We start from the raw sequence: 23,797 nt of genomic DNA on the forward strand, positions 1-23,797 counted from the left end.
TTTTTTTATTTTTCTTTATTCGCTTTTTTAGAAGGTCTTTGTCTAATAAATTGAGATAACATATACAAAATGTATAGTGGAATAGCAATGAATAAGAAAACAGAAATGTTGCCAAAACTTGTTTGGTACATTGTGATAATAATTCCAACTAAAAATAGTGTAATAATTATGCTATATCGTGGAATTGGTACATCTTTTAAACTTGGGATACGAACACGGCTCACCATTAAAAATGCGAACGTTACAAATACGGTAATGAGAACGATTTTTGGAATGGTATGTGAAAATAATGTTAAGAAAGCAACAAGCCCTCCTGCTGCGGTAATCGGAACTCCAGTGAAATATTTCATAGAAGTAGAAGATGGTGTTACATTAAATCGTGCTAAGCGATATGCTCCGAACAGAGGGAATAATCCCGCTATGTATAGTCCAATGATTCCGTAGTTGGAAAAAGATGTGTAATACATTAAAACAGCAGGTGCTGCGCCAAATGTTACAACATCCGCGAGTGAATCAAGCTCTTTTCCCATTTGTGAATCAACGCGTAATAAACGAGCGACACGACCATCAAGACTATCTAACATCATCCCGATCAGTACTAAAATAGCAGCTGATTTATAATATCCTAAAGATGCATAGCCGATTGACAAAAATCCGCTATATAAATTCCCGAGCGTAAATAAGTTTGGAATAGCTGCTCTATACAAAATCTGATCCCTTGCTTTCTGTTATAAATTCTTAATTAGTGTATGAAAGTTTACTTATTTTATCATACCATAAATTTCTTTCTCATACGAAAAAAATTCCCAATTTGTGAAAGATTGTATAGAAGAGAAATTTGAAAAATAAGTAAAAAAAGGAAGCAACTTTTGTGAAGTTGCTTCCTACACTATTCAAATTTCGTTGTCATCGTTCCGGTTTTATATCGATTGTTAGGATCAAATCTTAATAAATCTCCATAAATGAGTTTGTCGGATAATTTTAATTCTGTTTTTGCTTTTTCAATATAAGGCTGACATAGTGTTAAATCAGCTTCTTCACCTGTGCTTCTTTTATAGCACATATTTTTTGTATAAACATAATCTTCCGAAACAAAACTGCCGTCCCGCATTACCATAAGAGGGTCTTTTTCTTTCGTAAATAAGTCTGTTCCAAATTCTACGGATTGATTTGTTTTAATACCAAGTAAATGAAGTAACGTTGGTTTAATATCAATTTGACCAGATACTTTAGAGATGACTTTTCCTTCTTGGCCAGGCACATGAATAATGAGAGGGACGCGTTGTAATTGCATAGAATCAAACGGTGTAATAGCGTCTTTCCCAAGGAACTGAGCCATAGCTGCATTATGGTTTTCAGAAATGCCGTAATGATCACCATAAATGACAATAACGGAATTATCATATAGTCCTTCGTCTTTCAATTGTTTAATAAATAATTTAAGAGCTTCATCCGTGTAACGAACGGTTGGGAAGTAGCGATTTAAAACACCACTTTCGGAATTAAATTCATCAACATATTGATCTTCTGGATTTAGAAGAAATGGAAAATGGTTTGTTAACGTAATAAATTTTGTATAGAACGGTTGTGGTAAAGATTTTAACTTTGGAATAGATTGCTCAAAGAACTCTTTATCTTTTAATCCCCAACCGACAGACATTTGTTCCGTTCCTACGTAATCATTTAAATTAAAGTAACGATCATATCCAAGCGCAGGATACATTACGTCACGATTCCAAAACGTTTTATCGTTTGAATGGAAGACAGCAGAAGAATATCCGTATTTCTTTAATTGTTCTGGTGTGGCAGTGTATTCATTTGTTGCATGAGTAAAGAATACAGAACCACGGTCTAACGGATAAAGGGAATTTTCAACGATAAATTCAGCATCAGAAGTTTTACCTTGTCCCGTTTGATGATAGAAGTTATCGAAATAAAAACTATCTTTAATAAACTCATTTAAAAATGGAGTAATCTCTTTTCCATTTATTTTTTTATTAATAACAAAACTTTGTGTAGATTCCATTGAAATTAAAATTACATTTTTACCCTTTGCAGCTCCAAATAAGTTTTTATCAACTTGTTTATCTTTTGAGTCTGTATAGTTTTTAATTTCAGAGAACCCGTCTCCACTTGCAAATACACGCTCAGCTGAAGACTTAGATTGAAGTGTAATATCAAATAGATGATATGTGTATAACCCTAAATTTTTCACGACAGTTTGACGATCAAATGAGCGTGAGAACATTTGTGGTTTATATATAACTGAAACAACAATTTGTAGTGCTAATAATACTGTTACACCGCTAAAGAAAGTTCGCTTCTCAGAGCGAGAAAGGGGTGTTTTATCACCAAATGATGGGAATTTACGCGAAATAAACATTAAAATAATTGCGTCTGCAAATAAAAGTAATGTTTTATACGTAAAGAGTTCTTTTATACTCGTCCCTAAGTCAGCCATATTATTTGTTTGGAATAAAACAGGGAAAGTAACAAAATCGTTATAGAACCCGTAAAACATTGCATTTCCAAATAAAATAAATGACAGTATAAAACTAATTACAATAATAATTCGGTTTCGGTACTTAGATGCAAGTAAAGCGAAACCAAAAAATAAAAGTAACGAAGCTAGTGGGTTAATAAAAAGCATAAACTCTTCAAAGAAGTTATCAATTCTAATATCAAATGCTAGCTTGTACACAATATATGTTTTTATCCATAATAAAACGACTGCAACTAGTGCAAATCGCAGTTTTGGAAACAGATTTTGTAGCATAATATACTCCTCTCCTAAAAGCATGACGGTTCTTGTGAGCCGGTTTGATTAGCGCCTCATTTTATATATACGAACAGTCCTTTGTTATTATGTTTATTATACTATGAGTATCATTATACGAAAATAAAAGAGAGTTGTGGGCTTTTTTATAATAATTGAGTAGAAAAAGGGCAGTGGGAGACAATAAAACGGAGTTTCTATGTATGATAATTATCGTGCGCAAAAAGAATCGAGTAATAAAACGGAGGTTATAATGCGAAAATTATTATATTTTATAGTATGCAGTAGTGTTATACTTTTTGCTTCACCGAGTGTGTCGGTAGCACAATATGATGCACCCCTTATGGAAGATGCCCTTTATTCTGTTTTATTTCCAAAAATAAATAAGGCAATTGCAAAACAATATGGGAGCTTGAAGCCTTATCAATGTCCTAAAATTATTAGTTTAAAAAAAGTGTATAGTGGTACATATTTATTTCAAGCGAGTATTGAAGTAACGAAGTATGAACAGGTTGGTGGGAAAATTGTTCCACCATTTGAGAAGGTAACGATTACATTTAATAACGAAGAGGGCGAATGGGAAGTGACAAAGGTTTCAGTAAAGCGCTTACCAAATGATACAAAATTAAACTGTAAAAAAACAATATAAAAAATTGTTTGACAAATAAAATGGTCCTTTGGTATTGTTAATAGCAACAATTAGATGTTTGAAAATTAAATAGACTTACCTCATCTACTCTCAAAGGTAGAGGCCGCGATAGGAAAGAGTAAGCTATGGGAGATTTAATGGAATCTGTGATCATAGGTTGAAAGGGACTATTGCCGAAATATAAGAATAACCATCTTATTCATATATTGGGACTGCATTGAATAAATGTAGTACTGTCATAAGATTTATTTTATGAAGAGCTATTTGGAGATGTTGATGCGGTTTCTTATTTTGAGGAGATAACAACTCGTTTATTTTTTCAATATATATTTTTCCTAATAAGAAACGCGTGTGAACATTGTTCCGCGCGTTTTTTGTCTATCTAAAAGCGTGCTGCAATGAATAGAAGATTGGGGTTATGAGTTTTAGAGGAAATAAGGGAGGAATTTAAATGTATTTACACGGCACAAGCCGAATCAATGGGCAAGGACACTTAGAAATTGGTGGGTGCGATACGACGCAGCTAGCAAAACAATACGGAACACCACTTTATGTATACGATGAAGAGTCTATTCGAGGAAAGTGCCGCGCGTTTCATCGTGCTTTTAAAGAAAGTGGTTTCTCTTATCAAGTAGCATATGCAAGCAAGGCGTTCTTGTGCATGGAGATGTGCCGAGTAGCTCGTGAAGAGAATATGTCTTTAGATGTTGTTTCTGGAGGAGAATTATATACTGCGCTCCAAGCTGGTTTTCCGGCATCGCGTATTCATTTTCACGGAAATAATAAAACAGAAGAAGAAATGATTATGGCTCTTCAGGCGAATATCGGTTGTTTTGTAGTAGATAATTTCTTAGAATTAGAAATTTTACATGATTTAGCAATGCAACATGGGAAATTTGTGAACATATTAATCCGTGTAACGCCTGGAGTAGAGGCACATACACACGAATATATAACAACAGGTCAAGAGGATTCGAAATTTGGATTTGGTGTTTCAAATGGTCAAGCGATGCAAGCAATTGAGCTTGCCTTGCAAAAATCAAATTATAATGTGCTAGGAATTCACTCGCACATCGGATCACAAATATTTGAAACGGCTGGATTTGTTCGAGCAATTGAAGTACTCCGCCAATTTTTAGAAGAAGTGAGAGAGCGAACACATTATGTGATGAAAGTATTAAATGTGGGCGGAGGTTTCGGTATACGTTATACGGATTCAGATACACCGTTAACACTTGAAACGTATGTGCACGCTGTAACAAGTACGATAAGAGAACAATTTACATTATGTGAATATCCGCTTCCAGAAATATGGATTGAACCAGGTCGTAGTATTGTAGGTGATGCTGGAACAACACTTTATACAGTCGGAGCGGTGAAAGAGATTCCTGGCATTCGGAAATATGTTTCAGTCGATGGTGGAATGACAGATAATTTAAGACCAGCGCTATACGGAGCCCGTTATGAGGCGATGTTGGCGAATCGAGGGAATGATGAGAATGAGGAACTCGTTTCGATTGCTGGGAAATGCTGTGAAAGTGGAGATATGCTGATTTGGGATATTAACTTACCGCAAGTTGCTTCTTCTGATTTACTAGCAATTTCTTGCACGGGGGCATATGGGTACTCGATGGCGAATAATTATAATCGTATTCGTAGACCAGCTGTCGTCTTTGCAAAAGGCGGGACGTCACAAATTGTCGTAGAACGTGAAACATATGAAAATATCATTGGGAACGATCGCATACGTATTAAAGAGCTGGTGTGAATGAGAAAGAAGGAGTTGTCTAGTAAAGGCAGCTCCTTTTAAAAAAATAAAAATAATTAAATATATCGGAAAACTAGGATTGAAAAAAATCAGAATTGTGATAAAATACAAATACAAAGCTTATCAAGAGAAGCTGAGGGAACTGGCCCTACGAAGCTCGGCAACCTGCTTATAGAAAGCAAGGTGCTAAATCCAGCAAAATGGAATCCATTTTGAAAGATAAGGTAAAATATATTACCGAACAGTCTTTTCGAAATGGGAAAGATTTTTTTTATGAATAAAAAGGGGGGCTGTTTGCGTGAGCGTACGGGAGCATTTTGATGAAGTATCTGAGAAAATTCAAGCGATGCTTGCTGATATGAAATATGGTTCCATTACAATTGTTGTGCAAGATGGAAAAGTGATTCAATTAGAAAAAAGTGAAAAGGTTCGTTTAAAGTAAAAAGCGCTGACTAGAAAAACTAGAGGCGGTTTTAATCTATTTTTAATAGGTTAAAGCCGTCTTTTTGCTTTTACAGGGGGAAAAAACATGTTGACGTACGAAACGTGGAAAGAAAATAGTGTTTCATTTTCTGAAGAAGATGAAACGAAAGGCGCGCTATCAGTATTAAGTTGGGCTTATAACGAATATAAAGATGAAATTGTATATGCATGTAGCTTTGGGGTGGAGGGAATGGTTTTATTGCATCTTATAAACCAAGTAAATCCATCGGCTAAAGTTGTATTTTTGGATACAAATGTTCATTTTCAAGAAACGTACGAATTAATTAAGAAGGTACGCGAGAGATTTCCTTCATTAAATATTATAGAAAAACAGCCAGAACTTACACTCGATGAACAAGCGAAGCTTCATGGAGAGAAGTTATGGGAAAGTAATCCGAATCTTTGCTGTAGTATTAGAAAAATTTTACCGTTAAAAAAATCATTAGCAGCGGAAAAAGCGTGGATATCAGGCTTAAGAAGGGAACAATCAGAAACGCGTAAGCATACACAGTTTATAAATCAAGATCGTCGTTTTCAATCTATTAAAGTTTGTCCACTCATTCATTGGACTTGGAAAGAAGTTTGGCGATATGTATATAAACATAGTTTGCCGTATAACCCATTGCATGATGTTGGCTATCCGAGTATTGGGTGTGAGAAATGTACATTACCTGTAGGTGATGGTGGCAACTCAAGAGATGGAAGATGGGCTGGGAAAATGAAGACGGAATGTGGCCTTCACTTTCAATGAGATAGATTTTGAAATAAAGCTAAGAAGGGATATAAGAAGATGAGTACAACAAATGAATTAGTAAACCGCATTGATGAAACATATGAAATATCGAACATTGTAAAGGAAATCGAGATAGACAAAATTGCACTTAGTGATTTAGAACTTTTGGCGACAGGAGGATATAGCCCTCTTACAGGATTTTTAGAGAAGAGAGATTATGATTCAGTAGTAGAAACGCTTCGTTTAGCAAATGGTAGCGTATGGAGTATACCAATTACATTGCCGGTAACAGAGGAAGTAGCAGAGGGACTGAAAGCTGGAGAGGAAGTAAAACTTGTTAACGATGGAAATGTATATGGTGTTATTCAAATAGAAGATATTTTTGTACCTGATAAAGAAAAAGAAGCGTTACTTGTATATAAAACGACGGATGAAGCTCATCCAGGAGTAAAGAAATTATATGAACGACCAAACGTTTACGTTGGAGGAGCTATTATTCTTACAAAACGCTTTGGAAATAATCCGTTTCCTTCTTATCATTTAGATCCAATTGAAACGAGAGAAGAATTTAAAAAACGCGGTTGGAAAACAGTAGTTGGATTTCAAACGAGAAACCCAGTACATCGTGCCCATGAGTATATTCAAAAATCTGCCCTTGAAATTGTAGATGGTCTCTTTTTAAATCCGCTCGTTGGGGAAACGAAGTCAGATGATATTCCTGCTGATGTAAGGATGGAAAGCTATGAAGTATTACTTCAAAACTATTATCCGAAAGATCGTGTCTTTTTAGGTGTATTTCCTGCAGCAATGCGTTATGCAGGACCAAGGGAAGCGATATTTCATGCACTAGTAAGAAAGAACTTTGGTTGTACCCACTTTATTGTAGGACGTGATCATGCTGGGGTAGGGGACTATTACGGAACATATGAAGCGCAGGAAATCTTTACGAATTTTACAGTAGAAGAGTTAGGGATTACGCCGTTATTTTTTGAACATAGTTTTTACTGCACGAAATGTGAAGCAATGGCTTCAACGAAAACATGTCCGCATGGAAAAGAAGACCGTGTCATCTTATCGGGTACGAAAGTACGAGAAATGTTAAGGAATGGTGAGATTCCGCCAAGTACATTTAGTCGTAAAGAAGTAGTGGAAGTGCTAATTAAAGGTTTGAAAAAAGAAGTAGTAGCAGAATAGGGAGAGAATGAGATGGATACGAATATTACTTGGCATACAGCTTCTGTTTCAAAAGATGAGAGAAGAGTGAAGAATGGGCATCACAGTTTTGTAGTTTGGTTTACTGGTTTATCAGCTTCGGGTAAATCTACAGTAGCGAATGCGGTTGCTCGCAAACTGTTTGAAAAGAATATCGGAAATTATGTGCTAGATGGGGATAATATTCGCCAAGGTTTAAATAAAGATTTAGGTTTTTCTGAAAGTGATCGCATGGAAAATATAAGACGTATTGGTGAAGTGGCGAAGCTATTTGTAGATCAAGGAACTGTTGTCCTTACAGCGTTCATTTCACCATTTCAAGTAGATCGAAAACAAGTTAGGGATTTATTAGCGGCAGATGAGTTTATAGAAGTGTTTGTAAAATGTCCAATTGAAGAGTGTGAAAAACGTGATCCAAAAGGGTTATACAAAAAAGCGAGACAAGGTGATATTAAAGAGTTTACTGGTGTTGATTCACCGTATGAGGAACCAAAACAAGCAGAATTAATTGTAGAAACGCACAAGTATTCTATTGAAGAATGTGCAGAACAAATCGTGAAATACTTACAAGAGCGTAGTTTTATATAGGGGGATTAAAAATGACTTATGAAAAAGTATGGGCAAATAATGAAAAATTGAATCCGTCCGAGAAAAAGAAATTAGAAAAAGATGGATTAGAAATCTTTAATGATATTCCTTACTATGCGGAGAATGGATTTGAATCTATTCCGAAAGAAGAGTGGGACGCTTTTAAATGGGCAGGATTGTATTTGCAAAGACCAAAAGAAGCGGGCTATTTTATGATGCGTGTCAACATTCCTTCTGGAATTATTACAAATGCGCAGGCAGAGGTGCTGGCTTCCATTGCTGAAGATTATGGGCGTGATGTGTTAGATATTACGACAAGACAGGCGATTCAGTTTCATTGGTTAGAAATTGGGCAAATTCCGGATATTTTTAAGAGGTTAGCTAGAGTTGGTTTATCTTCAGCGGGGGCATGCGGTGATATTACGCGTAATATCACAGGAAATCCACTTGCTGGAATTGATGCGAATGAACTATTTGATACAACATCGATTGTTAAAGAAATATACGATTACTTCCAACATAATGAAGAGTTTTCTAATCTACCACGTAAATTCAAAATGTCTATTAGTTCTAACATTTATAATTCAGCAAATGCAGAGATTAACTGTGTGGCGTTTACACCTGCTACGAAAGAAATAAATGGTGAGGAAAAGGTTGGGTTTCATATAAAAATAGGCGGAGGATTATCAGCTCGTCCGTACTTAGCGGAAGAATTAGATGTATTCGTTTTACCAGAAGAAGTGAAGGCAGTGTCGATTGCAATTGCTACTATATTCCGTGATTTTGGATATCGTGAAAAACGCCACTTAGCACGTTTGAAATTTCTTGTCGCTGACTGGGGCGCTGAGAAATTTAAAGAGAAACTAGTAGAATACACAGGCCCATTGCAAAGTAAAGGGGAAAGTGCTCTCAAAGGCTGGAATGCAGGATACTTTTATGGCGTTCAAGATCAAAAACAAGCAGGATTAAAGTATGTCGGCTTTAATGTACCAGTAGGGCGTTTACACGCAGAGGAAATGTTTGAGATTGCAAGAATTGCAAAGAAATATGGAAACGGGCAAATTCGAACTTGTAACTCTCAAAACTTCATTATTCCGAATGTTCCGCCAGAAAATGTTGCAGGATTATTAAGTGAACCGTTGTTTGAAGCAATTTCAGCAAATCCGAAATCGTTTATCGGTCATGCGGTTTCATGTACTGGCATTGAGTATTGCAATCTTGCGTTAGTAGAAACGAAAGAAAGATTACGCAAAATCGCAGAGTACTTAGATACACAAATTGCACTTGATGTTCCAGTTCGAATTCATATGGTAGGATGCCCGAACTCATGTGGTCAACGTCAAATTGCTGATATTGGTTTGCAAGGGATAAAACTGAAAACGAAGGAAAAGGGAATCGTTGAGGCGTTTGAAATATATGTGGGCGGAACACTATTAGACGGAGGAGCATATAACGAAAAGTTAAAAGGGAAAATAGATGGAGAAGATTTGCCGGATGTTCTCGTGTCCTTTTTAAGTTATTTCCAAAAGAATAAATTACTAGCCGAAACGTTTTATGATTTCGTAGGACGTGTTGGAGTGGAAGAATTACAAATTGTACTAAATCGTGTATTAGAAGAAGTAATAGCATCTTAGGAGGGGCAATATGGACTTATATCGATTTGAAGCTGTATTAGTAAATAGTATTGTTCCAATTGTTGTCGTTGCTCAGAGTGAAGAACAGGCATTTAAGCTTGCGGAAATTGAGCTTGAAAAACATTTTTTACCGTTACCAGAAGTGAAAGAGATTTCTTTGTTTGAAAAAAAGAAGATTCGAAAAGGGGCGGCATTTGTTATTCATGAGTAGAGAACATGTAATACGAAATAATAGTAACTTCCATTCGTGATGAAGAGTGGAAGTTTCATTTTATAGTAGAAATGAGGAGAGATTATGGGGAAGGTTTATATCGTCGGGGCGGGTCCTGGTGATCCGGATTTAATTACTGTTAAAGGGTTGAGATGCATCGAGAAGGCTGATGTTATATTGTACGACCGTCTCGTAAATAAAGAATTGCTTTCTCATGCAAAGCCTGAAGCGGATTTAATTTATTGCGGGAAACTCCCAAATTATCACACGATGAAGCAAGAGACAATTAACACATTTCTTATTAAATATGCGAAAAAAGGAAAAGTTGTAACGAGACTTAAGGGCGGAGATCCATTTGTATTTGGAAGAGGTGGAGAAGAAGCTGAAGCGTTAGCGAAGCAAAGTATCCCATTTGAAATTATTCCTGGTATTTCAGCTGGTATAGCTGCTCCTGCTTATGCTGGAATTCCAGTAACGCATCGTGATGCAAGTGCAAGTTTTGCTGTTGTGACAGGGCACCGGAAAGAAGGGGCTGAAGAGGAAGTGAAGTGGGAAAGTTTAGCGAAAGGTGTAGATACATTAGCGGTTTATATGGGGGTTAGTAATTTACCTTACATATGTGAACAACTAATAAAACATGGAAAAGATCAAAGTGCACCTGCCGCTATCATTGAGTGGGGAACGACATCTATGCAACGTACTGTTACAGCGACGTTAGGAACAATTGTAGATGTTGCCAAAAAAGAACGAATTCAAAATCCAAGTATGATTGTTATTGGAGAAGTTGTCCGTTTTAGAGAAAAGATACATTGGTTTGAGAAACAAACGGAAAATGCATATCAAGTAAGCGGAGTATTGTAAAATGAAGGCTGTTATATATATATGTCATGGAAGCCGTTTGAAAGCAGCAAAAGAAGAAGCGGTTGCATTTATTACGTCATGTATGAACCGTGTAGAGGCAAATATTCAAGAAATTTGTTTTTTAGAGCTAGCGAATCCTTCTATTGAAGAAGGATTTCGTACATGTGTGAAGCGTGGTGCTACAGAGATTGTCGCTATTCCTGTTTTTTTATTAGCGGCAGGACATGTAAAGAAAGATATTCCGTTTGAATTACGAAAGTTAAACGAGGAATATCCGGATATCAAAATAGTGTATGGTAATCCATTTGGTGTATCAGAAGTGCTTGTAAAAGCGGTATATAACGGAAGTGGTATTAAAGACTATAAAGAAGAAGTAACACTTTTGCTCGTTGCAAGAGGGAGTAGTGATCCGGAAACTTTACAAGACATAAAGTGGCTTTCTTCTTTATTTCAAAAAGAAGAGAACATTAAAGAGGTGGAAGTTTGTTATTTAGCAGCCGCGGAGCCGAAGTTTGATGAGAGGTTGAAAGAAATTGTAGAACAAAAAGAACGGAACATTGTTGTGTTACCTTACTTATTATTTACAGGCTTACTCATGAAACATGTTGAGAAAGAAGTGCGTCAATATGAGTCGGAAGAGATAAAAATAAGTCCCTATTTAGGAAAGAATGTAGCGTTTCGAGAGATGTTAATTCAGAAAACAGAGGAAATATTGAAGGGAGATCAATATGTATCCACTTACAGTGCGAGTTGATAAGAAACGTGTTGTTGTCATTGGTGGAGGGAAAGTAGCGGGGTTTAAAATTATTCCTTTACTAAAACAAGGTGCGGATATTGTTGTAGTAAGTACAGAATTAGATGCAAATTTAGTGAAACTTGTAGAAGAAAAGCAAATTCGTTGGTATCAAAGAGAGTATGAGAAAAGTGATATTAAAGATGCTTTTTTAGTAGTTGCAGCGACTAGTGATTCGATACTAAATGAACAAATTGCTGAAGATACCGCAGTGAATCAATTGGTAAATGTTATTACGAATCCGGAAAGTGGAAATGTTCATTTTCCGGCGGCGTTTCATCGTGGTTTGCTTAATGTAGCTGTTTCTACAGGAGGAGCAAGCCCGAAATTGGCGAAAAAAATTCGTGACGATATCGCAAATAAATATGATGAGACATATGAAGCGTATCTTAATTTTTTATATGAAGTAAGAATAAAAGTGAAAGAATTACAAGTAGATAAGCGGCAGAGAAATATACTATTACAAGAAGTATTAAAGTCAGTATATGTTCTAAATGGAGAAAAAAGAGAATTGTTTTTACAAGAATTAGAGAGAAAGGTTCATATAGGATAATGAATAAATTGTGCTTTACAACTATAAGAATATAATTTATAATCACAAGTAACTTCAATAGATGAAATCGATGAGCAAGAAGAGTACGTATATTTGATGCGTTCAGAGAGCTGGGGTAAGGTGTGAGCCCGGTACGATAAAATATACAGAATGGGCTTGCGAGAGGTATGCTGAACATTGCAGTAGGCAACCCGGGTTCCGCCGTTAAAAGGATAGAGTATCGGAATTTTCCTGTACTTGAACAAGTGGGATTTATCAATCCAATTGAGGTGGTACCACGGTATTTATATTACATATATCGTCCTCTACATGCATATTTGCGTGTAGGGGACTTTTTTATTTTCTAAAGGAGGTGTGCGAGTATGAAATGAAAGTGTATAATCGGTAAAAGTTTAAATATTCAGAAAAGGAGAAATTATAATGAAAGAAACACAGCAATGGACGTCGAAAATAGGCTTTGTACTCGCAGCAGCGGGAGCCGCAGTAGGTCTTGGGGCAATATGGAAGTTTCCATATGTTGCAGGTAATGGAGGGGGAGGCGCGTTCTTCCTTGTATTCTTACTATTAACTTTATTTATTGGTATGCCTCTTCTTGTAGCTGAATTTGTTATTGGCCGTAGTACTCAAAAAGAGGCAGTTACAGCTTATAAAGTATTAGTACCAAATAGCAAGCTATATCCTTGGATTGGTCGTATGGGGGTTGTTACTTGTTTTAGCGTACTATCTTTTTATAGTGTTGTAGGTGGATGGATTTTACTTTATTTATACTATAGTGTCACAGGTAGTTTCTGGAACGGAGTAGTCGATTATGGGCAATTGTTTGCTGAAACAATTGCAAATCCAGTAAGTGCGATTGGGGCGCAATTCATTTTTATGCTTTGTACCATTTTTGTTGTTAGTAAAGGTGTGGAAAAAGGCATAGAAAAGGCAAGTAAGTACATGATGCCGCTATTATTCATTTTATTTATTGCTATCATTATTCGTGCGTTAACACTTGATGGTGCTATGGCTGGGGTAGAGTTCTTCTTAAAACCAGATTTTTCAAAGCTTACAGCAGATACGATTTTATATGCGATGGGACAATCTTTCTTCTCACTAACGGTAGGTGCCTCGGTAATGGTAACGTATAGTTCGTATTTAAAGAAAGAAGAGCATTTAGCTAAATCAGCAACATCTATTGTAAGTTTAACTGTATTTGTTACAGTACTTGCAGGATTAGCGATTTTTCCGGCGATTTTCGCATTAGGAGTTAAACCGACAGAAGGACCAGGGCTACTGTTTATCGTTCTTCCTGCTGTCTTTGCGAAAATTCCATTTGGACAATTTTTCTTCATTATGTTTTTAGTTTTATTCTTCTTTGCGACTTTAACATCTGCGATTTCAATGCTTGAAATTGTAGTAGCATCTGTTGCGAAAGATAATGAGAAGAAGCGTCCGTCAGCTTCGTTATTAATTGGTATTCTTATTTTCGCAGTTGGAATCCCATCAGCGTTATCGTTTGGAATTATGAGTGATGTGAAAATATTTGGTAAGACATTCTTTGATTTCGTCGATTTTTCGGTAAGTAATGTATTACTGCCACTCGGAGTACTAGCCATTTCGTTATTTGTACCAAATAAAATGAGTAAAGAGCTATTAATGAAAGAATTAGAAGTTACGGAAACGAAAGGGAAAACATTGTTTAATATTTGGTTCTTCTTGCTTCGGTATGTTATTCCGGTAACTGTAATTATCGTATTTTTAAATGCGATAGGTGTATTTAAAATGTTTGCATAATAAAAAGACGGAGATGTGGATTCTCCGTCTTTTTATTGTGTTGTAGAAGTATTTAATAAGCGATTATATGCTTTATAAGCTGTGACAACTGCGATAAATGATCCAATTAAAAATAACGCTGAGCCGCCGAATGTAAATAGCCGGCCAATGTATGTTTCTCTAGCTTCTTCTATTTCTTCTTGTAATTGTGTATTCATATTTATCACCCCGCAAAATATAGGCATTTAGTTGTAGTTTATGTAAAACGCCTAAAAAGTGTGAAGTAGTAAAAAAAACTCGGTATGCACCGAGTTTTTTATAATCCGATATAAGGAGACGGATCAACTGCGTTTGTCTTACCAACATTCCATTCCCCGATATGAAGTTCGAAGTGTAAATGTTGTCCGTAAGATTGACCGGTATTTCCCATAAAGCCAAGTTGATCGCCTTGTTTTACAGTTTGTCCATTTGATACAGAGCGGCTATTCATATGTGCATACACTGTCGTATATGTTTTTCCATTAACACGGTGAGATAAGTAAACAACGTTTCCGTAACTAGAGGATAATTCTGAACGGATAACAACGCCATCTGCAGCGGCAATAATTGGAACTGTTCCCGAAGCTGCGATATCAATTCCTTTATGGTTATCTAAAGAACGTGCGCCGAATCCAGAAGTTTTTGATCCAGCGGCTGGCTTAATAAATCCACCTTTGTTCGTATCTTGCGGTGTTGGTGCGGATTGTGTGCTTTCTTTAGCAGAAGCGGCGGCTTGTTTTTTTGCTTCCTCAGCCTTGCGTGCCTCTTCAGCTTTCCGAGCTTCTTCCGCACGTTTTTCTTCTTCAATTGCTTTTTGAACAGCTTGACGCTGGTTTTCTAAAATACCTTGTGACTCTTCTAATCCTTCAATCTCGGAATCTACTTTTGATACTTTCGTATGTAGATCTTTAATAAGAGTTTGTTGCTGTTGTTGATTACTTTGTAACTCTTGTTGTTTTTGTACTAATTTTTGCTCGGATTCTTTCAATTGTTGCTCTTTTTTCTCAACAGCTTCTTTTTCTGTCGTCACAGCATTCTGATCACTTGTTTGCTTTTTCACAATATCTGTATCGTTATTTAAAATTAAACTTACAGAATACATATTATCAACAAGATCGGCAATATTTGCAGAACTTGTTATTACTTCTGTAATGATACTCGTACGAGGCTTTTCTTGCATAGATTGTAGTCGTTGTTTAATAACTTCCTGCCGTGTATCTATGTTCGTTTGTAATTGCTCTATATGTTTCTTTTTTTCAGTAATAACTTGCTGTGTGTTGCTAATTTCTTTTTTTGTATCGTTTAATTCAGCTTCGTTTTTATTAATAGAAGTAGTTAATTCGTCGATTTTCTTTTGTAATTCCTGGATTTCTTTTTCTATTTGTTCTTTCTCAGCTGATTTATTTTGTAAGTCATTTTGTTTGCCTTCTAATTCGGATTGAATATTAGATAATTTATTCTCATTCGTTTCAGCGTATACGGGTGAAAGTAACGGGGAAACGAAAATCGTTCCAGCTGCTAAAACACTAAATGCTGCAAATTTCTTTTTCATGGTTGTCTTGCTCCTTTCCCTATGAATGTTATATATCATAAGAAGAAGAGTGTCTATCGTTGTAATCATAATGTAAAGAAAATTTTATAATTTTGCTAAGTTTTGTCGGAATTTAGTATCTTTTCGTAGTGTTTGTCATAAAGTGAAATTTTTGCATGCATACAAAAATGCACCATTTTCTATTTTGTTCTAAAAAAACATGGAAAATGATGGAATTTTTGATGGTGAAACATTACTTTAAAAACCTTTAAATCACTAGTGAGGGATCGTTCTCATGTTAGGTTTTCTTACATGGGTTTTATTTTTGTCAAGAAAATTATTTGCATTCGGGCAAACTTATTTTGTTGTCAGATTTTAAATTTTGATTTATGATTTTTAACAGGGACAAAATGTAGTGAATTGTCGAATAATATGTAATACTCTTAATTTCATGTTTTATAGAGATAGAATGAGAGATAGAGTGACACATCGAAGAGGGGGTTACAACAAATATGAAAAGAATAGGACTTGCATGGCAAATTTTAATAGGACTTGCGCTTGGTATTGCAGTTGGGGCGATTTTCTTTGGCAATCCGGCAGTGGTTGATTATTTAAAACCAATTGGTGATATTTTCATTCGATTAATTAAGATGATCGTTGTACCAATTGTTGTAGCAAGTATCGTTGTTGGTGTTGCTGGTGTTGGCGATGTTAAGAAGTTAGGCCGATTAGGCGGAAAAACAATTCTTTACTTTGAAATTATTACAACACTTGCAATTGTTGTTGGTCTATTAATAGCGAACATTTTCCAACCTGGAAAAGGCGTTGATATGGATAAATTAACAAAGACTGATATTTCTAAATATGCAGAAACAACAGCTCAAGTACAAAGTCATTCGTTTGCGGATACGTTTGTAAATATTGTTCCGACGAACATTATGAAATCATTGGCTGAAGGTGATATGCTTGCTATTATCTTCTTCTCAGTATTATTTGGTTTAGGTGTAGCAGCAATTGGTGAGCGTGGTAAACCAGTTCTACAATTTTTCCAAGGTGTAGCAGATGCAATGTTTTATGTAACGAACCAAGTTATGAAGTTTGCACCATTTGGTGTATTCGCATTAATTGGTGTTACAGTTTCTACATTCGGATTAGCTTCATTAATTCCATTAGGGAAATTACTCATTGTAGTATACGGAGCAATGATCTTCTTCGTTGTAGTTGTATTAGGACTTACAGCGAAAATATTTGGAATAAACATTTTCCAATTCTTTAAGATTTTAAAAGACGAGCTGATCTTAGCGTATTCTACAGCAAGTTCAGAAACGGTTTTACCGAAAATTATGGAGAAAATGGAGAAATTCGGTTGTCCGAAAGCAATTACATCTTTCGTTATTCCAACAGGTTATTCATTTAACTTAGATGGATCAACTTTATATCAAGCAATTGCGGCAATTTTCTTAGCGCAAATGTACGGTATTGAATTATCCATTACACAACAAATTACGTTATTACTTGTATTAATGGTTACATCAAAAGGTATCGCGGGTGTACCGGGCGTATCATTCGTTGTATTATTAGCAACACTTGGTACAGTAGGTATTCCAGCTGAAGGTTTAGCGTTTATTGCAGGTATTGACCGTATTCTTGATATGGCTCGTACAGCAGTTAACGTTGTAGGTAACTCTTTAGCGGCTGTAGTTATGTCTAAGTGGGAAGGTCAATATGACGCTGAAAAAGGACAAGCCTATTTAAAAGAGATATCTGAAAAGGGTCAAGCGGCTTAATTATAATATGAACAAGCTCTCACATAATATGTGGGGGCTTTTCTATATATAGAAGAGGAGCGGACGTAATGAAACGTAAATATGGTGACGGTTCTTCGTGGAAGCGACTAATAGAGAAGGATTATATGGTTAAGCAAGTAGAGGATGGAATGTTAGGAATACTGGACATAAAAAAAGTGAGAGAACCTAGTTATAAAGAATACAATGGTAAACAGCTTTGCATTGCAGGTGATGGGTATACATGGATGCAATATTTTATAAACGGGGAAAACTTTGCAATTACAGCTATGTTAGACAATCAAAAACAATTACTGCAATATTATATCGACGTGACGAAAGAATATAAAATAGACGAGCGTGGTTTACCTTATTTTGATGATTTATATTTAGATGTAGTATTGTTACCGAACGGTGAGATCTATGTACTGGATGAAGACGAGTTAGAGGATGCCTATAAAATTGGTGATGTTACAAAAGAAGAATATGAGTTAGCATGGAATACAACAAAATGGATTATCGCGAAGATAAAAAATAGAAAATTTTATTGGATCTCAATATTGGATAAAGAAATCGAAAAGTTAAAATGATTGGTTTATTCATATTTTTGCATAATTACCAAAAAAATCTATACAAAAAATAATTGACTTTTGTTTTGTAAGCGAGTAAAGTTAGGAAAGAAATTATTATTAAAAAATAAATATGAAACCTTCTTATAAAGAGAGGCGGAGGGACTGGCCCTACGATGCCTCGGCAGCGGACTCGATTTCAGAGTGCTGTGCCAAATCCAGCAAGCGTGTGCTTGAAAAATGAGAAGAGTGTTTCTTATAGATGTATAAGACCTCTTCTCGTCGGAAGAGGTCTTTTGTTGTTAATTAGAAAAGGTTGAAAACTAGGGAGAGATGATACTTTGAAAGAAACGAGAGGAAATGGTTTAGCTTTATTACCACTTGGAATATTTTTGGCGCTATTTATTGGTTCAGGGATTATTACAGGTGATTTCTATAAATTGCCGATACTCGTAGCGATTATGATTGCTGTAGGAATTGCTTTAGTGATGAATCGTAAGGAAAGCTTTAATGTGAAAGTAGAACGATTTGCTAAAGGTGCAGGAAACCCTGATATTATGATCATGGTTCTGATTTTTGTGCTTGCAGGGGCGTTTTCTGAAACAGCAAAAGGAATGGGCGGAGTTGATTCCACTGTTAACTTAGCGTTATCTATTTTACCCCAAGGATTTATCGTTGCTGGAATTTTTGTTATAGGGGCATTTATTTCATTAGCGATGGGAACTTCAATGGGAACAATTGCTGCATTAGCACCGATTGCTGTAGGTATTAGTGGGCAAACAGATATCTCAATTGCACTTACGATGGCTACTGTTGTGGGCGGAGCGATGTTTGGCGATAATTTATCATTTATTTCTGATACGACAATTGCTGCTGTTCGTTCGCAAGGAACAGAAATGAAAGATAAGTTTAAAACGAATTTTTTAATTGTATTGCCAGCTGCAGTCATTACAATTGTAATATTAGTAATGATTACTTTAGGTAATGATACAGAAATTAAAGCTCATACATTTGATTGGGTGAAGATTTTACCATATGCAGGTGTACTTGTTACAGCGCTACTTGGCTGGAATGTACTCATTGTATTAACTGGTGGAACGGTATTATCTGGTGTTATCGGTCTTATAGATGGAAGTTATACGTTAGAGAGTTTCTTTAAAAGTGTAACGACTGGAATGGGCGGTATGATGGAGTTAGTGTTACTTGCCATTTTAATCGGTGGTATGGTTGAACTTATCCAGTATAATGGTGGCATTCAATATTTAATGAATCTTTTAACACGTAATATTCGTTCGAAAAAAGGAGCAGAGTTCGGTATTGCTGGCTTAGTGAGTATGACGAATATGTGTACAGCGAATAATACGATTTCTATTATCTTTACAGGTCCGCTTGCGAAAAACATTGCAGATCAATATGAAATTGACCCTCGTAAATCAGCGAGTGTATTAGATCTTTTCTCATGCTGTGTGCAAGGATTAATTCCGTATGGTGCGCAAATGTTAACGGCAGCAGGATTTGCGGCGTTATCTCCAATTGAATTGTTACCATATGCGTTTTATCCAATCTTAGTTGGAGTATGTGGAATCATTTCTATATTAATTGGTTTCCCGAGGTTTTCTAAAGTAGCGGGAAAGAAAGAGTATCACAAAACAGCATAATTTAAAATGAAGTTTATGAATAGTAACGAAAGCCGTACAGAGAATGTTCTCTGTACGGCTTTTTATGTGCGATAAAAGAGTGAATCATCCTATCCTACCGCATATTTTTGCAAAAGGCTGAATTTAACTCGGTCTTAAGTCTGAGTCGAAAACAGTTCTTAAGCTCGTTATGAAAAAATGAAAAAATAGTTAAGATAAGAGTATCAAATCGAAGGGAGGCAAGCACAAGATGAAACAATTTCTAGCGTTTATCGCAGCCGGTATTTTGGCTTTAATTGCTCTTGGTAGTCTTGCTGGTATTGTAGGATTCGCCATTGGAGCAGGAGTTGTGTACTGGAGCTATAAATCATTTGTGCGAGCTAAATCATTCTTTGGAAAGTTAGCTTGGGGTATTGTTGGTTTAATCGGTTTGTCCATTGCACTTTCTCATTCCCCAGCATTAATCGGTATCGCAGCATTAGTAGTTTTATACTACGGATACCGTGAGTGGAAAAAAGGAAAAAATGTAGTTGTTGATTCTGCTCCAGAAAGTGCTAAACCATATAGCAACTTTGAAGATGAGTGGAACAAGTTAATGAAAAACTAATATAAAATAAATCAAATTATAAAGTAGAAGAGAGGAAGATTATAATGAAACAATCTTTATTCGGACGTGTACGCGATGCAATTTTAGCTGATTTTCATAATGTGTTAGATGAGAAAGAAAGAAAAAATCCAATTGCTATGTTAAACCAATATTTACGCGATAGTGAGCGTGAAATAACAAAAATTGAGAAGTTAATTCAGCGTCATAAAACATTAAAATCTAACTTCGCTCGTGAGCTTGAGCAAGCACGTTATTTCGTTAATAAAAGATCAAAGCAAGCTATCATCGCACAAGAAGCAGGCGAATTGCAATTGCATGAACGTGCATTAGAAGAAGTAGCGTATTATGAAGGTCAAGTAACTCGCTTAGAAGAAATGTATGCTGGTGTTGTAGAGCAAATTGATGAGTTAGAGCGTCGTCTTTCAGAAATGAAAAATAAATTAAAAGAAATGAACGCAAAGCGTATGGAATTAATGGCCCGTGAAAATATGGCGCATGCAAACCGCCGTATGAATACTGCCATGCATAAAATGGATGAAAATAATCCGTTCTTACGATTCGAAGAAATTGAAGATCACATTCGTGACATAGAGCTTCGTATAAATGAAGAGCATGAGCGTGATACATTTGATATGAAAATTGCAAAACTAGAGAGTGAAATGAAAGAGAAAAATGAAGTATCGTTAACGAAAGAAGTAACAAAATAATTGTAGTATATAATAAAACAGGCTTATGATATAGTGATAGGAGAAAAGGTGTTGGAAAGCAATGCCTTTTCTTCTATGTATATGTGACAAGGAGGGGGGAGCTGAAATGAAGAAGCAATTTTCAAAAACACAATTTATGGGGATGCTCCTCATCATATTTGGATTCGGTCTTTTTCTTGATATGATACTTGGACATTTTGAACCAGGTGGTCTAATATTTGCATTTATTATGATTATGTTTGGAAGACATTATCGAAAGAAGAACCGTTATGTAAGAGGGAATGTATTTTTATTTGTCGGTGGTATTGTCTTCTTATTCTTCTTATTTTCATCAGCGGCATTCGTACTTGTTGTGTTTGCTTGTTTAGCTTTAATTGGTTATCAACTTATTCAACAAGGACATCGGCAAAAAGCAATGAAAGTTGAAATTAAAGAAAAGGGATATATAAATGAAGAAAAACAAATATATCGTACAGAACCGTATATAAAAAATATGTTTGTAGGTAATGTACGAATGATGGATCATATTTATGAAATAGAGGATATTAACGTCCAATATGGTGCTTGTGACGTCGAGATTGATTTAACAACTGCTATGATTCCAGAGGGAGAAACGGTTATTGTGATTCGGGGCGTCATTGGTAATATTCGCTTATATGTACCATATGATATTGAATTGTCTTTAAATCATTCTGTTATTGTTGGGCGAGTGCTCCTGCCAGGACACGAAGAAACTGGATTTAACCGTAATGTTACGTTTAGAACAGAACAGTATAAAGAAGCCCCTCGTCGTATTAAAATTATTTCTTCGCTTGTCGTAGGCGATACGGAAGTGAGGAAAGTATAATGAAAAAACAAAGGAATATTTCGTGGATGTATATTCGTTATTCTATGTTGTCCTCTGTGAGTATCGCACTTATTTGTACAATTGTATATGTATGGAAAAGCGAGCAACAAGTTTATGATTTACTCTGGAAAGAATCCATTGCTTCTGTTCCAATTGGCTTGTTTATTATGAGTACGAGTCTTCTTATCGGAGGAATTGTAGGATATGCAATCGGTTATTATATAGAACAGCGTATACAAGGATTAAATACTTTTCTATTTGAAGTAGAGCGAGGGAATTTTCCGAGTGATGTTTCATTTACTGCGGACGATGAATTTCATGAAGTGGAACGAAAAGTAATTGGTCTTGCTCGTCGCTTAGAGGAGCAAGCTGGGCTATTTCAAAAAGTAACGAATGAACGAGCCCATTGGAATGAAGAGATGAGACAAGAAGCGATTTCTCAAGAAAGGCATCGATTAGCGAGAGAGCTACATGATTCTGTAAGTCAGCAGCTTTTTGCAATGTCGATGATGATGTCAGCCATTAATGAGCAAGCAGCTGAAATTCCAGACACGACGAAAAAACAGTTGCAGCTTGTTGAGAATATGGTTGTAAATGCACAATCAGAAATGAGAGCTTTGCTCCTTCATTTACGCCCAGTGCAGTTAGAAGGTAAGAAACTAACAGAGGGTATAGAAGAATTATTAACAGAACTGTCTAGAAAGCAACATATGAAAATTGAATGGTTAATTGAACCGATTCAATTAAAAAAAGGTGTAGAGGATCATTTATTCCGTATTGTACAAGAGGCGCTGTCTAATACTTTACGGCATGCGAAGGCAAAGAAAACCGAAGTACGCCTTCGGAAAATTGATCAATATGCGATTTTGAAAATTATTGATGACGGTGTTGGGTTTAAAGTTGGTGTTAATAAGGCTGGTTCATACGGTTTAAGGTCAATGCAAGAGCGAGTTCATGAAATTGGTGGTACATTAAAAGTTCTTAGTTTTCCGAATAAAGGTACGCAAATAGAAGTGAAAGTACCTATTATGATTGAGAGAGGGGGAGAATCATGATAAAAGTATTACTAGTTGATGATCATGAAATGGTTCGAATGGGTGTATCAGCATATTTATCAACGCAGCCAGATATTGAAGTAGTTGGAGAAGCTGAAAATGGAAGAAAAGGTTCAGAGTTAGCTTTGCAATTAAGACCGGATATTATTTTAATGGACCTTGTTATGGATGAGATGGATGGGGTTGAAGCGACACGTGCTATTATTCAAGAATGGCCAGAAGCGAAAATTGTAGTTGTCACGAGCTTTTTAGATGATGAAAAGTTATATCCTGTTATTGAGGCGGGGGCGACAAGTTATTTATTAAAAACATCAAGAGCGAGTGATATTGCAGATGCTGTAAGAGCTACTTATGATGGGGAAACGGTATTAGAGCCGAAAGTTACTGGCAAAATGATGTCTCGTATGCGTCAGAAGAAAGAACAACCTTTGCATGAGGAGTTAACAGAAAGAGAGTCTGAAATTTTGTTATTAATTGCAGAGGGGAAAAGTAATCAAGAGATTGCAGATGAGTTGTTTATTGCCCTTAAAACAGTAAAGACACATGTGAGTAATATATTAAATAAGCTAAATGTAAGTGACCGGACACAGGCGGTTATTTATGCGTTTAGACACCAATTGACGAAATAAGAAGGAAGCTTTGACTATATATGGTCAAAGCTTTTTATTGACGGTTATTTATGTAAGCGTTATCATTAAGGTGTTAACAGTACATACAAAGGGGAGAGAGTGTATGTTAGTTCAAACGATATTTGGAATGGATGAAACGAAAAAATTAGGTAACTATGTGAATGCGTTGCAAGCACTTTGTGAACAATATGATATTGAAACAGATCGTGTTGCAATTATTGAGGCGACAGAAGAATATTATTTATTTCTAGTGAAGCAAGAAGATTGCTATGATGTTGTAAAAGTAGAAACAGTGGATACGAATATTGATTACTATACGAAGGCTTATAAAGTAAGTAGCTTTAATCATACTTCTTATCAAATGTAAAAAAACTCC

25 protein-coding genes, 3 riboswitches and 1 other annotated feature are annotated in these 23,797 nt (G+C 35.9%); of the genes, 21 read left to right on the top strand and 4 right to left on the bottom strand.

The window, feature by feature from the left end; all coding sequences use genetic code 11:
* Positions 1-5: 5 nt before the first annotated feature.
* Together pssA and MHH59_RS07140 are read right to left on the bottom strand one after the other, a co-directional pair.
* Complete coding sequence (gene pssA, locus MHH59_RS07135) at positions 6-707, bottom strand: CDP-diacylglycerol--serine O-phosphatidyltransferase (protein WP_002011698.1); 702 nt, start codon at positions 705-707, stop codon at positions 6-8.
* Between the two features lie 182 nt (positions 708-889).
* On the bottom strand, positions 890-2,776 hold the full coding sequence (locus tag MHH59_RS07140) for an LTA synthase family protein (protein ID WP_002086724.1): 1,887 nt from the start codon (positions 2,774-2,776) through the stop codon (positions 890-892).
* Positions 2,777-3,029: 253 nt separating this feature from the next.
* Here MHH59_RS07140 and MHH59_RS07145 point away from each other — a divergent pair, with 253 nt between their 5' ends.
* The 12 genes from MHH59_RS07145 (at position 3,030) to MHH59_RS07200 (ending at position 14,037) form a co-directional block, all read left to right on the top strand.
* On the top strand, positions 3,030-3,425 hold the full coding sequence (locus tag MHH59_RS07145; RefSeq protein WP_340851002.1) for a DUF3888 domain-containing protein: 396 nt from the start codon (positions 3,030-3,032) through the stop codon (positions 3,423-3,425).
* Between the two features lie 89 nt (positions 3,426-3,514).
* Positions 3,515-3,696, top strand: a riboswitch (Lysine riboswitch).
* Positions 3,697-3,876: 180 nt separating this feature from the next.
* Positions 3,877-5,193: a diaminopimelate decarboxylase gene (lysA, locus tag MHH59_RS07150; RefSeq protein WP_002126306.1), complete on the top strand. Its 1,317-nt coding sequence runs from the start codon at positions 3,877-3,879 to the stop codon at positions 5,191-5,193.
* Positions 5,194-5,310: 117 nt separating this feature from the next.
* A riboswitch (SAM riboswitch) is annotated at positions 5,311-5,419 on the top strand.
* Positions 5,420-5,491: 72 nt separating this feature from the next.
* Positions 5,492-5,635, top strand: a complete 144-nt coding sequence (locus tag MHH59_RS07155) for a YezD family protein (protein WP_000116159.1) — start codon at positions 5,492-5,494, stop codon at positions 5,633-5,635.
* Positions 5,636-5,722: 87 nt separating this feature from the next.
* Positions 5,723-6,427: a phosphoadenylyl-sulfate reductase gene (locus MHH59_RS07160; RefSeq protein WP_340851003.1), complete on the top strand. Its 705-nt coding sequence runs from the start codon at positions 5,723-5,725 to the stop codon at positions 6,425-6,427.
* A 39-nt stretch (positions 6,428-6,466) separates the two neighbouring features.
* Complete coding sequence (sat, locus tag MHH59_RS07165; RefSeq protein ID WP_340851004.1) at positions 6,467-7,603, top strand: sulfate adenylyltransferase; 1,137 nt, start codon at positions 6,467-6,469, stop codon at positions 7,601-7,603.
* Between the two features lie 12 nt (positions 7,604-7,615).
* On the top strand, positions 7,616-8,209 hold the full coding sequence (gene cysC, locus MHH59_RS07170) for an adenylyl-sulfate kinase (protein ID WP_088292779.1): 594 nt from the start codon (positions 7,616-7,618) through the stop codon (positions 8,207-8,209).
* An 11-nt stretch (positions 8,210-8,220) separates the two neighbouring features.
* On the top strand, positions 8,221-9,843 hold the full coding sequence (locus tag MHH59_RS07175; protein WP_078203006.1) for a nitrite/sulfite reductase: 1,623 nt from the start codon (positions 8,221-8,223) through the stop codon (positions 9,841-9,843).
* A gap of 10 nt (positions 9,844-9,853) precedes the next feature.
* On the top strand, positions 9,854-10,054 hold the full coding sequence (locus tag MHH59_RS07180; RefSeq protein WP_000366913.1) for a DUF3906 family protein: 201 nt from the start codon (positions 9,854-9,856) through the stop codon (positions 10,052-10,054).
* Positions 10,055-10,138: 84 nt separating this feature from the next.
* Positions 10,139-10,915: a uroporphyrinogen-III C-methyltransferase gene (cobA, locus tag MHH59_RS07185; RefSeq protein WP_340851005.1), complete on the top strand. Its 777-nt coding sequence runs from the start codon at positions 10,139-10,141 to the stop codon at positions 10,913-10,915.
* Between the two features lies 1 nt (position 10,916).
* Positions 10,917-11,669, top strand: a complete 753-nt coding sequence (locus MHH59_RS07190; protein ID WP_340851006.1) for a sirohydrochlorin chelatase — start codon at positions 10,917-10,919, stop codon at positions 11,667-11,669.
* Entirely contained in the window at positions 11,644-12,261 is a 618-nt protein-coding gene (locus MHH59_RS07195) for an NAD(P)-binding protein (protein ID WP_340851007.1), read from the top strand. The genes MHH59_RS07190 and MHH59_RS07195 overlap by 26 nt, the downstream gene beginning before the upstream one ends.
* Before the next feature lie 61 nt (positions 12,262-12,322).
* Positions 12,323-12,570, top strand: a binding site (T-box leader).
* Positions 12,571-12,681: 111 nt separating this feature from the next.
* The gene (locus MHH59_RS07200) at positions 12,682-14,037 is read left to right on the top strand and encodes a sodium-dependent transporter (protein ID WP_002186320.1); all 1,356 of its coding nucleotides are present in this window, start codon (positions 12,682-12,684) and stop codon (positions 14,035-14,037) included.
* A gap of 32 nt (positions 14,038-14,069) precedes the next feature.
* Here the strand turns inward: MHH59_RS07200 and MHH59_RS07205 are convergent, their stop codons facing one another.
* Both MHH59_RS07205 and MHH59_RS07210 read right to left on the bottom strand, forming a co-directional pair.
* Positions 14,070-14,234 (bottom strand): hypothetical protein, encoded by a 165-nt coding sequence (locus MHH59_RS07205; protein WP_003188170.1) that lies wholly within the window; start codon positions 14,232-14,234, stop codon positions 14,070-14,072.
* Between the two features lie 98 nt (positions 14,235-14,332).
* A complete protein-coding gene (locus MHH59_RS07210) occupies positions 14,333-15,607 on the bottom strand; it encodes a murein hydrolase activator EnvC family protein (RefSeq protein WP_002168808.1) in 1,275 nt (424 codons plus the stop codon).
* A gap of 491 nt (positions 15,608-16,098) precedes the next feature.
* Between MHH59_RS07210 and gltP the strand changes: the two genes are divergently transcribed.
* The 9 genes from gltP (at position 16,099) to MHH59_RS07255 (ending at position 23,788) form a co-directional block, all read left to right on the top strand.
* On the top strand, positions 16,099-17,373 hold the full coding sequence (gene gltP, locus MHH59_RS07215) for a glutamate/aspartate:proton symporter GltP (RefSeq protein ID WP_002186318.1): 1,275 nt from the start codon (positions 16,099-16,101) through the stop codon (positions 17,371-17,373).
* Positions 17,374-17,441: 68 nt separating this feature from the next.
* Complete coding sequence (locus MHH59_RS07220) at positions 17,442-17,960, top strand: DUF402 domain-containing protein (RefSeq protein ID WP_002168807.1); 519 nt, start codon at positions 17,442-17,444, stop codon at positions 17,958-17,960.
* A gap of 120 nt (positions 17,961-18,080) precedes the next feature.
* Positions 18,081-18,186, top strand: a riboswitch (SAM riboswitch).
* A 94-nt stretch (positions 18,187-18,280) separates the two neighbouring features.
* Entirely contained in the window at positions 18,281-19,597 is a 1,317-nt protein-coding gene (locus MHH59_RS07225) for a Na+/H+ antiporter NhaC family protein (RefSeq protein WP_002186317.1), read from the top strand.
* Between the two features lie 229 nt (positions 19,598-19,826).
* Entirely contained in the window at positions 19,827-20,183 is a 357-nt protein-coding gene (locus MHH59_RS07230; protein WP_002011676.1) for a lmo0954 family membrane protein, read from the top strand.
* A 44-nt stretch (positions 20,184-20,227) separates the two neighbouring features.
* Positions 20,228-20,890, top strand: coding sequence for a PspA/IM30 family protein (locus tag MHH59_RS07235; RefSeq protein ID WP_002011675.1), 663 nt, complete (start codon positions 20,228-20,230; stop codon positions 20,888-20,890).
* A gap of 106 nt (positions 20,891-20,996) precedes the next feature.
* Positions 20,997-21,737, top strand: a complete 741-nt coding sequence (gene liaF, locus MHH59_RS07240) for a cell wall-active antibiotics response protein LiaF (RefSeq protein WP_002126337.1) — start codon at positions 20,997-20,999, stop codon at positions 21,735-21,737.
* A complete protein-coding gene (locus MHH59_RS07245; RefSeq protein ID WP_002011673.1) occupies positions 21,737-22,792 on the top strand; it encodes a sensor histidine kinase in 1,056 nt (351 codons plus the stop codon). The genes liaF and MHH59_RS07245 overlap by 1 nt, the downstream gene beginning before the upstream one ends.
* A complete protein-coding gene (locus tag MHH59_RS07250) occupies positions 22,789-23,421 on the top strand; it encodes a response regulator (RefSeq protein ID WP_000598709.1) in 633 nt (210 codons plus the stop codon). Before MHH59_RS07245 ends, MHH59_RS07250 begins: the two co-directional genes overlap by 4 nt.
* Positions 23,422-23,431: 10 nt before the next feature.
* Complete coding sequence (locus MHH59_RS07255) at positions 23,432-23,788, top strand: DUF3992 domain-containing protein (RefSeq protein WP_340851009.1); 357 nt, start codon at positions 23,432-23,434, stop codon at positions 23,786-23,788.
* The last annotated feature ends 9 nt before the right edge of the window (positions 23,789-23,797 follow it).

It is taken from the genome of Bacillus sp. FSL E2-0195 (assembly GCF_038003645.1).
Lineage (GTDB): Bacteria > Bacillota > Bacilli > Bacillales > Bacillaceae_G > Bacillus_A > Bacillus_A mycoides.

Coding starts and splice junctions, on each gene's coding strand:
- MHH59_RS07140 (WP_002086724.1), bottom strand. CDS start 2,776: ATGCTACAAAATCTGTTTCCAAAACTGCGATTTGCACTAGTTGCAGTC.
- MHH59_RS07145 (WP_340851002.1), top strand. CDS start 3,030: ATGCGAAAATTATTATATTTTATAGTATGCAGTAGTGTTATACTTTTT.
- lysA (WP_002126306.1), top strand. CDS start 3,877: ATGTATTTACACGGCACAAGCCGAATCAATGGGCAAGGACACTTAGAA.
- MHH59_RS07160 (WP_340851003.1), top strand. CDS start 5,723: ATGTTGACGTACGAAACGTGGAAAGAAAATAGTGTTTCATTTTCTGAA.
- sat (WP_340851004.1), top strand. CDS start 6,467: ATGAGTACAACAAATGAATTAGTAAACCGCATTGATGAAACATATGAA.
- cysC (WP_088292779.1), top strand. CDS start 7,616: ATGGATACGAATATTACTTGGCATACAGCTTCTGTTTCAAAAGATGAG.
- MHH59_RS07175 (WP_078203006.1), top strand. CDS start 8,221: ATGACTTATGAAAAAGTATGGGCAAATAATGAAAAATTGAATCCGTCC.
- MHH59_RS07180 (WP_000366913.1), top strand. CDS start 9,854: ATGGACTTATATCGATTTGAAGCTGTATTAGTAAATAGTATTGTTCCA.
- cobA (WP_340851005.1), top strand. CDS start 10,139: ATGGGGAAGGTTTATATCGTCGGGGCGGGTCCTGGTGATCCGGATTTA.
- MHH59_RS07190 (WP_340851006.1), top strand. CDS start 10,917: ATGAAGGCTGTTATATATATATGTCATGGAAGCCGTTTGAAAGCAGCA.
- MHH59_RS07195 (WP_340851007.1), top strand. CDS start 11,644: ATGTATCCACTTACAGTGCGAGTTGATAAGAAACGTGTTGTTGTCATT.
- MHH59_RS07200 (WP_002186320.1), top strand. CDS start 12,682: ATGAAAGAAACACAGCAATGGACGTCGAAAATAGGCTTTGTACTCGCA.
- MHH59_RS07205 (WP_003188170.1), bottom strand. CDS start 14,234: ATGAATACACAATTACAAGAAGAAATAGAAGAAGCTAGAGAAACATAC.
- MHH59_RS07210 (WP_002168808.1), bottom strand. CDS start 15,607: ATGAAAAAGAAATTTGCAGCATTTAGTGTTTTAGCAGCTGGAACGATT.
- gltP (WP_002186318.1), top strand. CDS start 16,099: ATGAAAAGAATAGGACTTGCATGGCAAATTTTAATAGGACTTGCGCTT.
- MHH59_RS07220 (WP_002168807.1), top strand. CDS start 17,442: ATGAAACGTAAATATGGTGACGGTTCTTCGTGGAAGCGACTAATAGAG.
- MHH59_RS07230 (WP_002011676.1), top strand. CDS start 19,827: ATGAAACAATTTCTAGCGTTTATCGCAGCCGGTATTTTGGCTTTAATT.
- MHH59_RS07235 (WP_002011675.1), top strand. CDS start 20,228: ATGAAACAATCTTTATTCGGACGTGTACGCGATGCAATTTTAGCTGAT.
- liaF (WP_002126337.1), top strand. CDS start 20,997: ATGAAGAAGCAATTTTCAAAAACACAATTTATGGGGATGCTCCTCATC.
- MHH59_RS07245 (WP_002011673.1), top strand. CDS start 21,737: ATGAAAAAACAAAGGAATATTTCGTGGATGTATATTCGTTATTCTATG.
- MHH59_RS07250 (WP_000598709.1), top strand. CDS start 22,789: ATGATAAAAGTATTACTAGTTGATGATCATGAAATGGTTCGAATGGGT.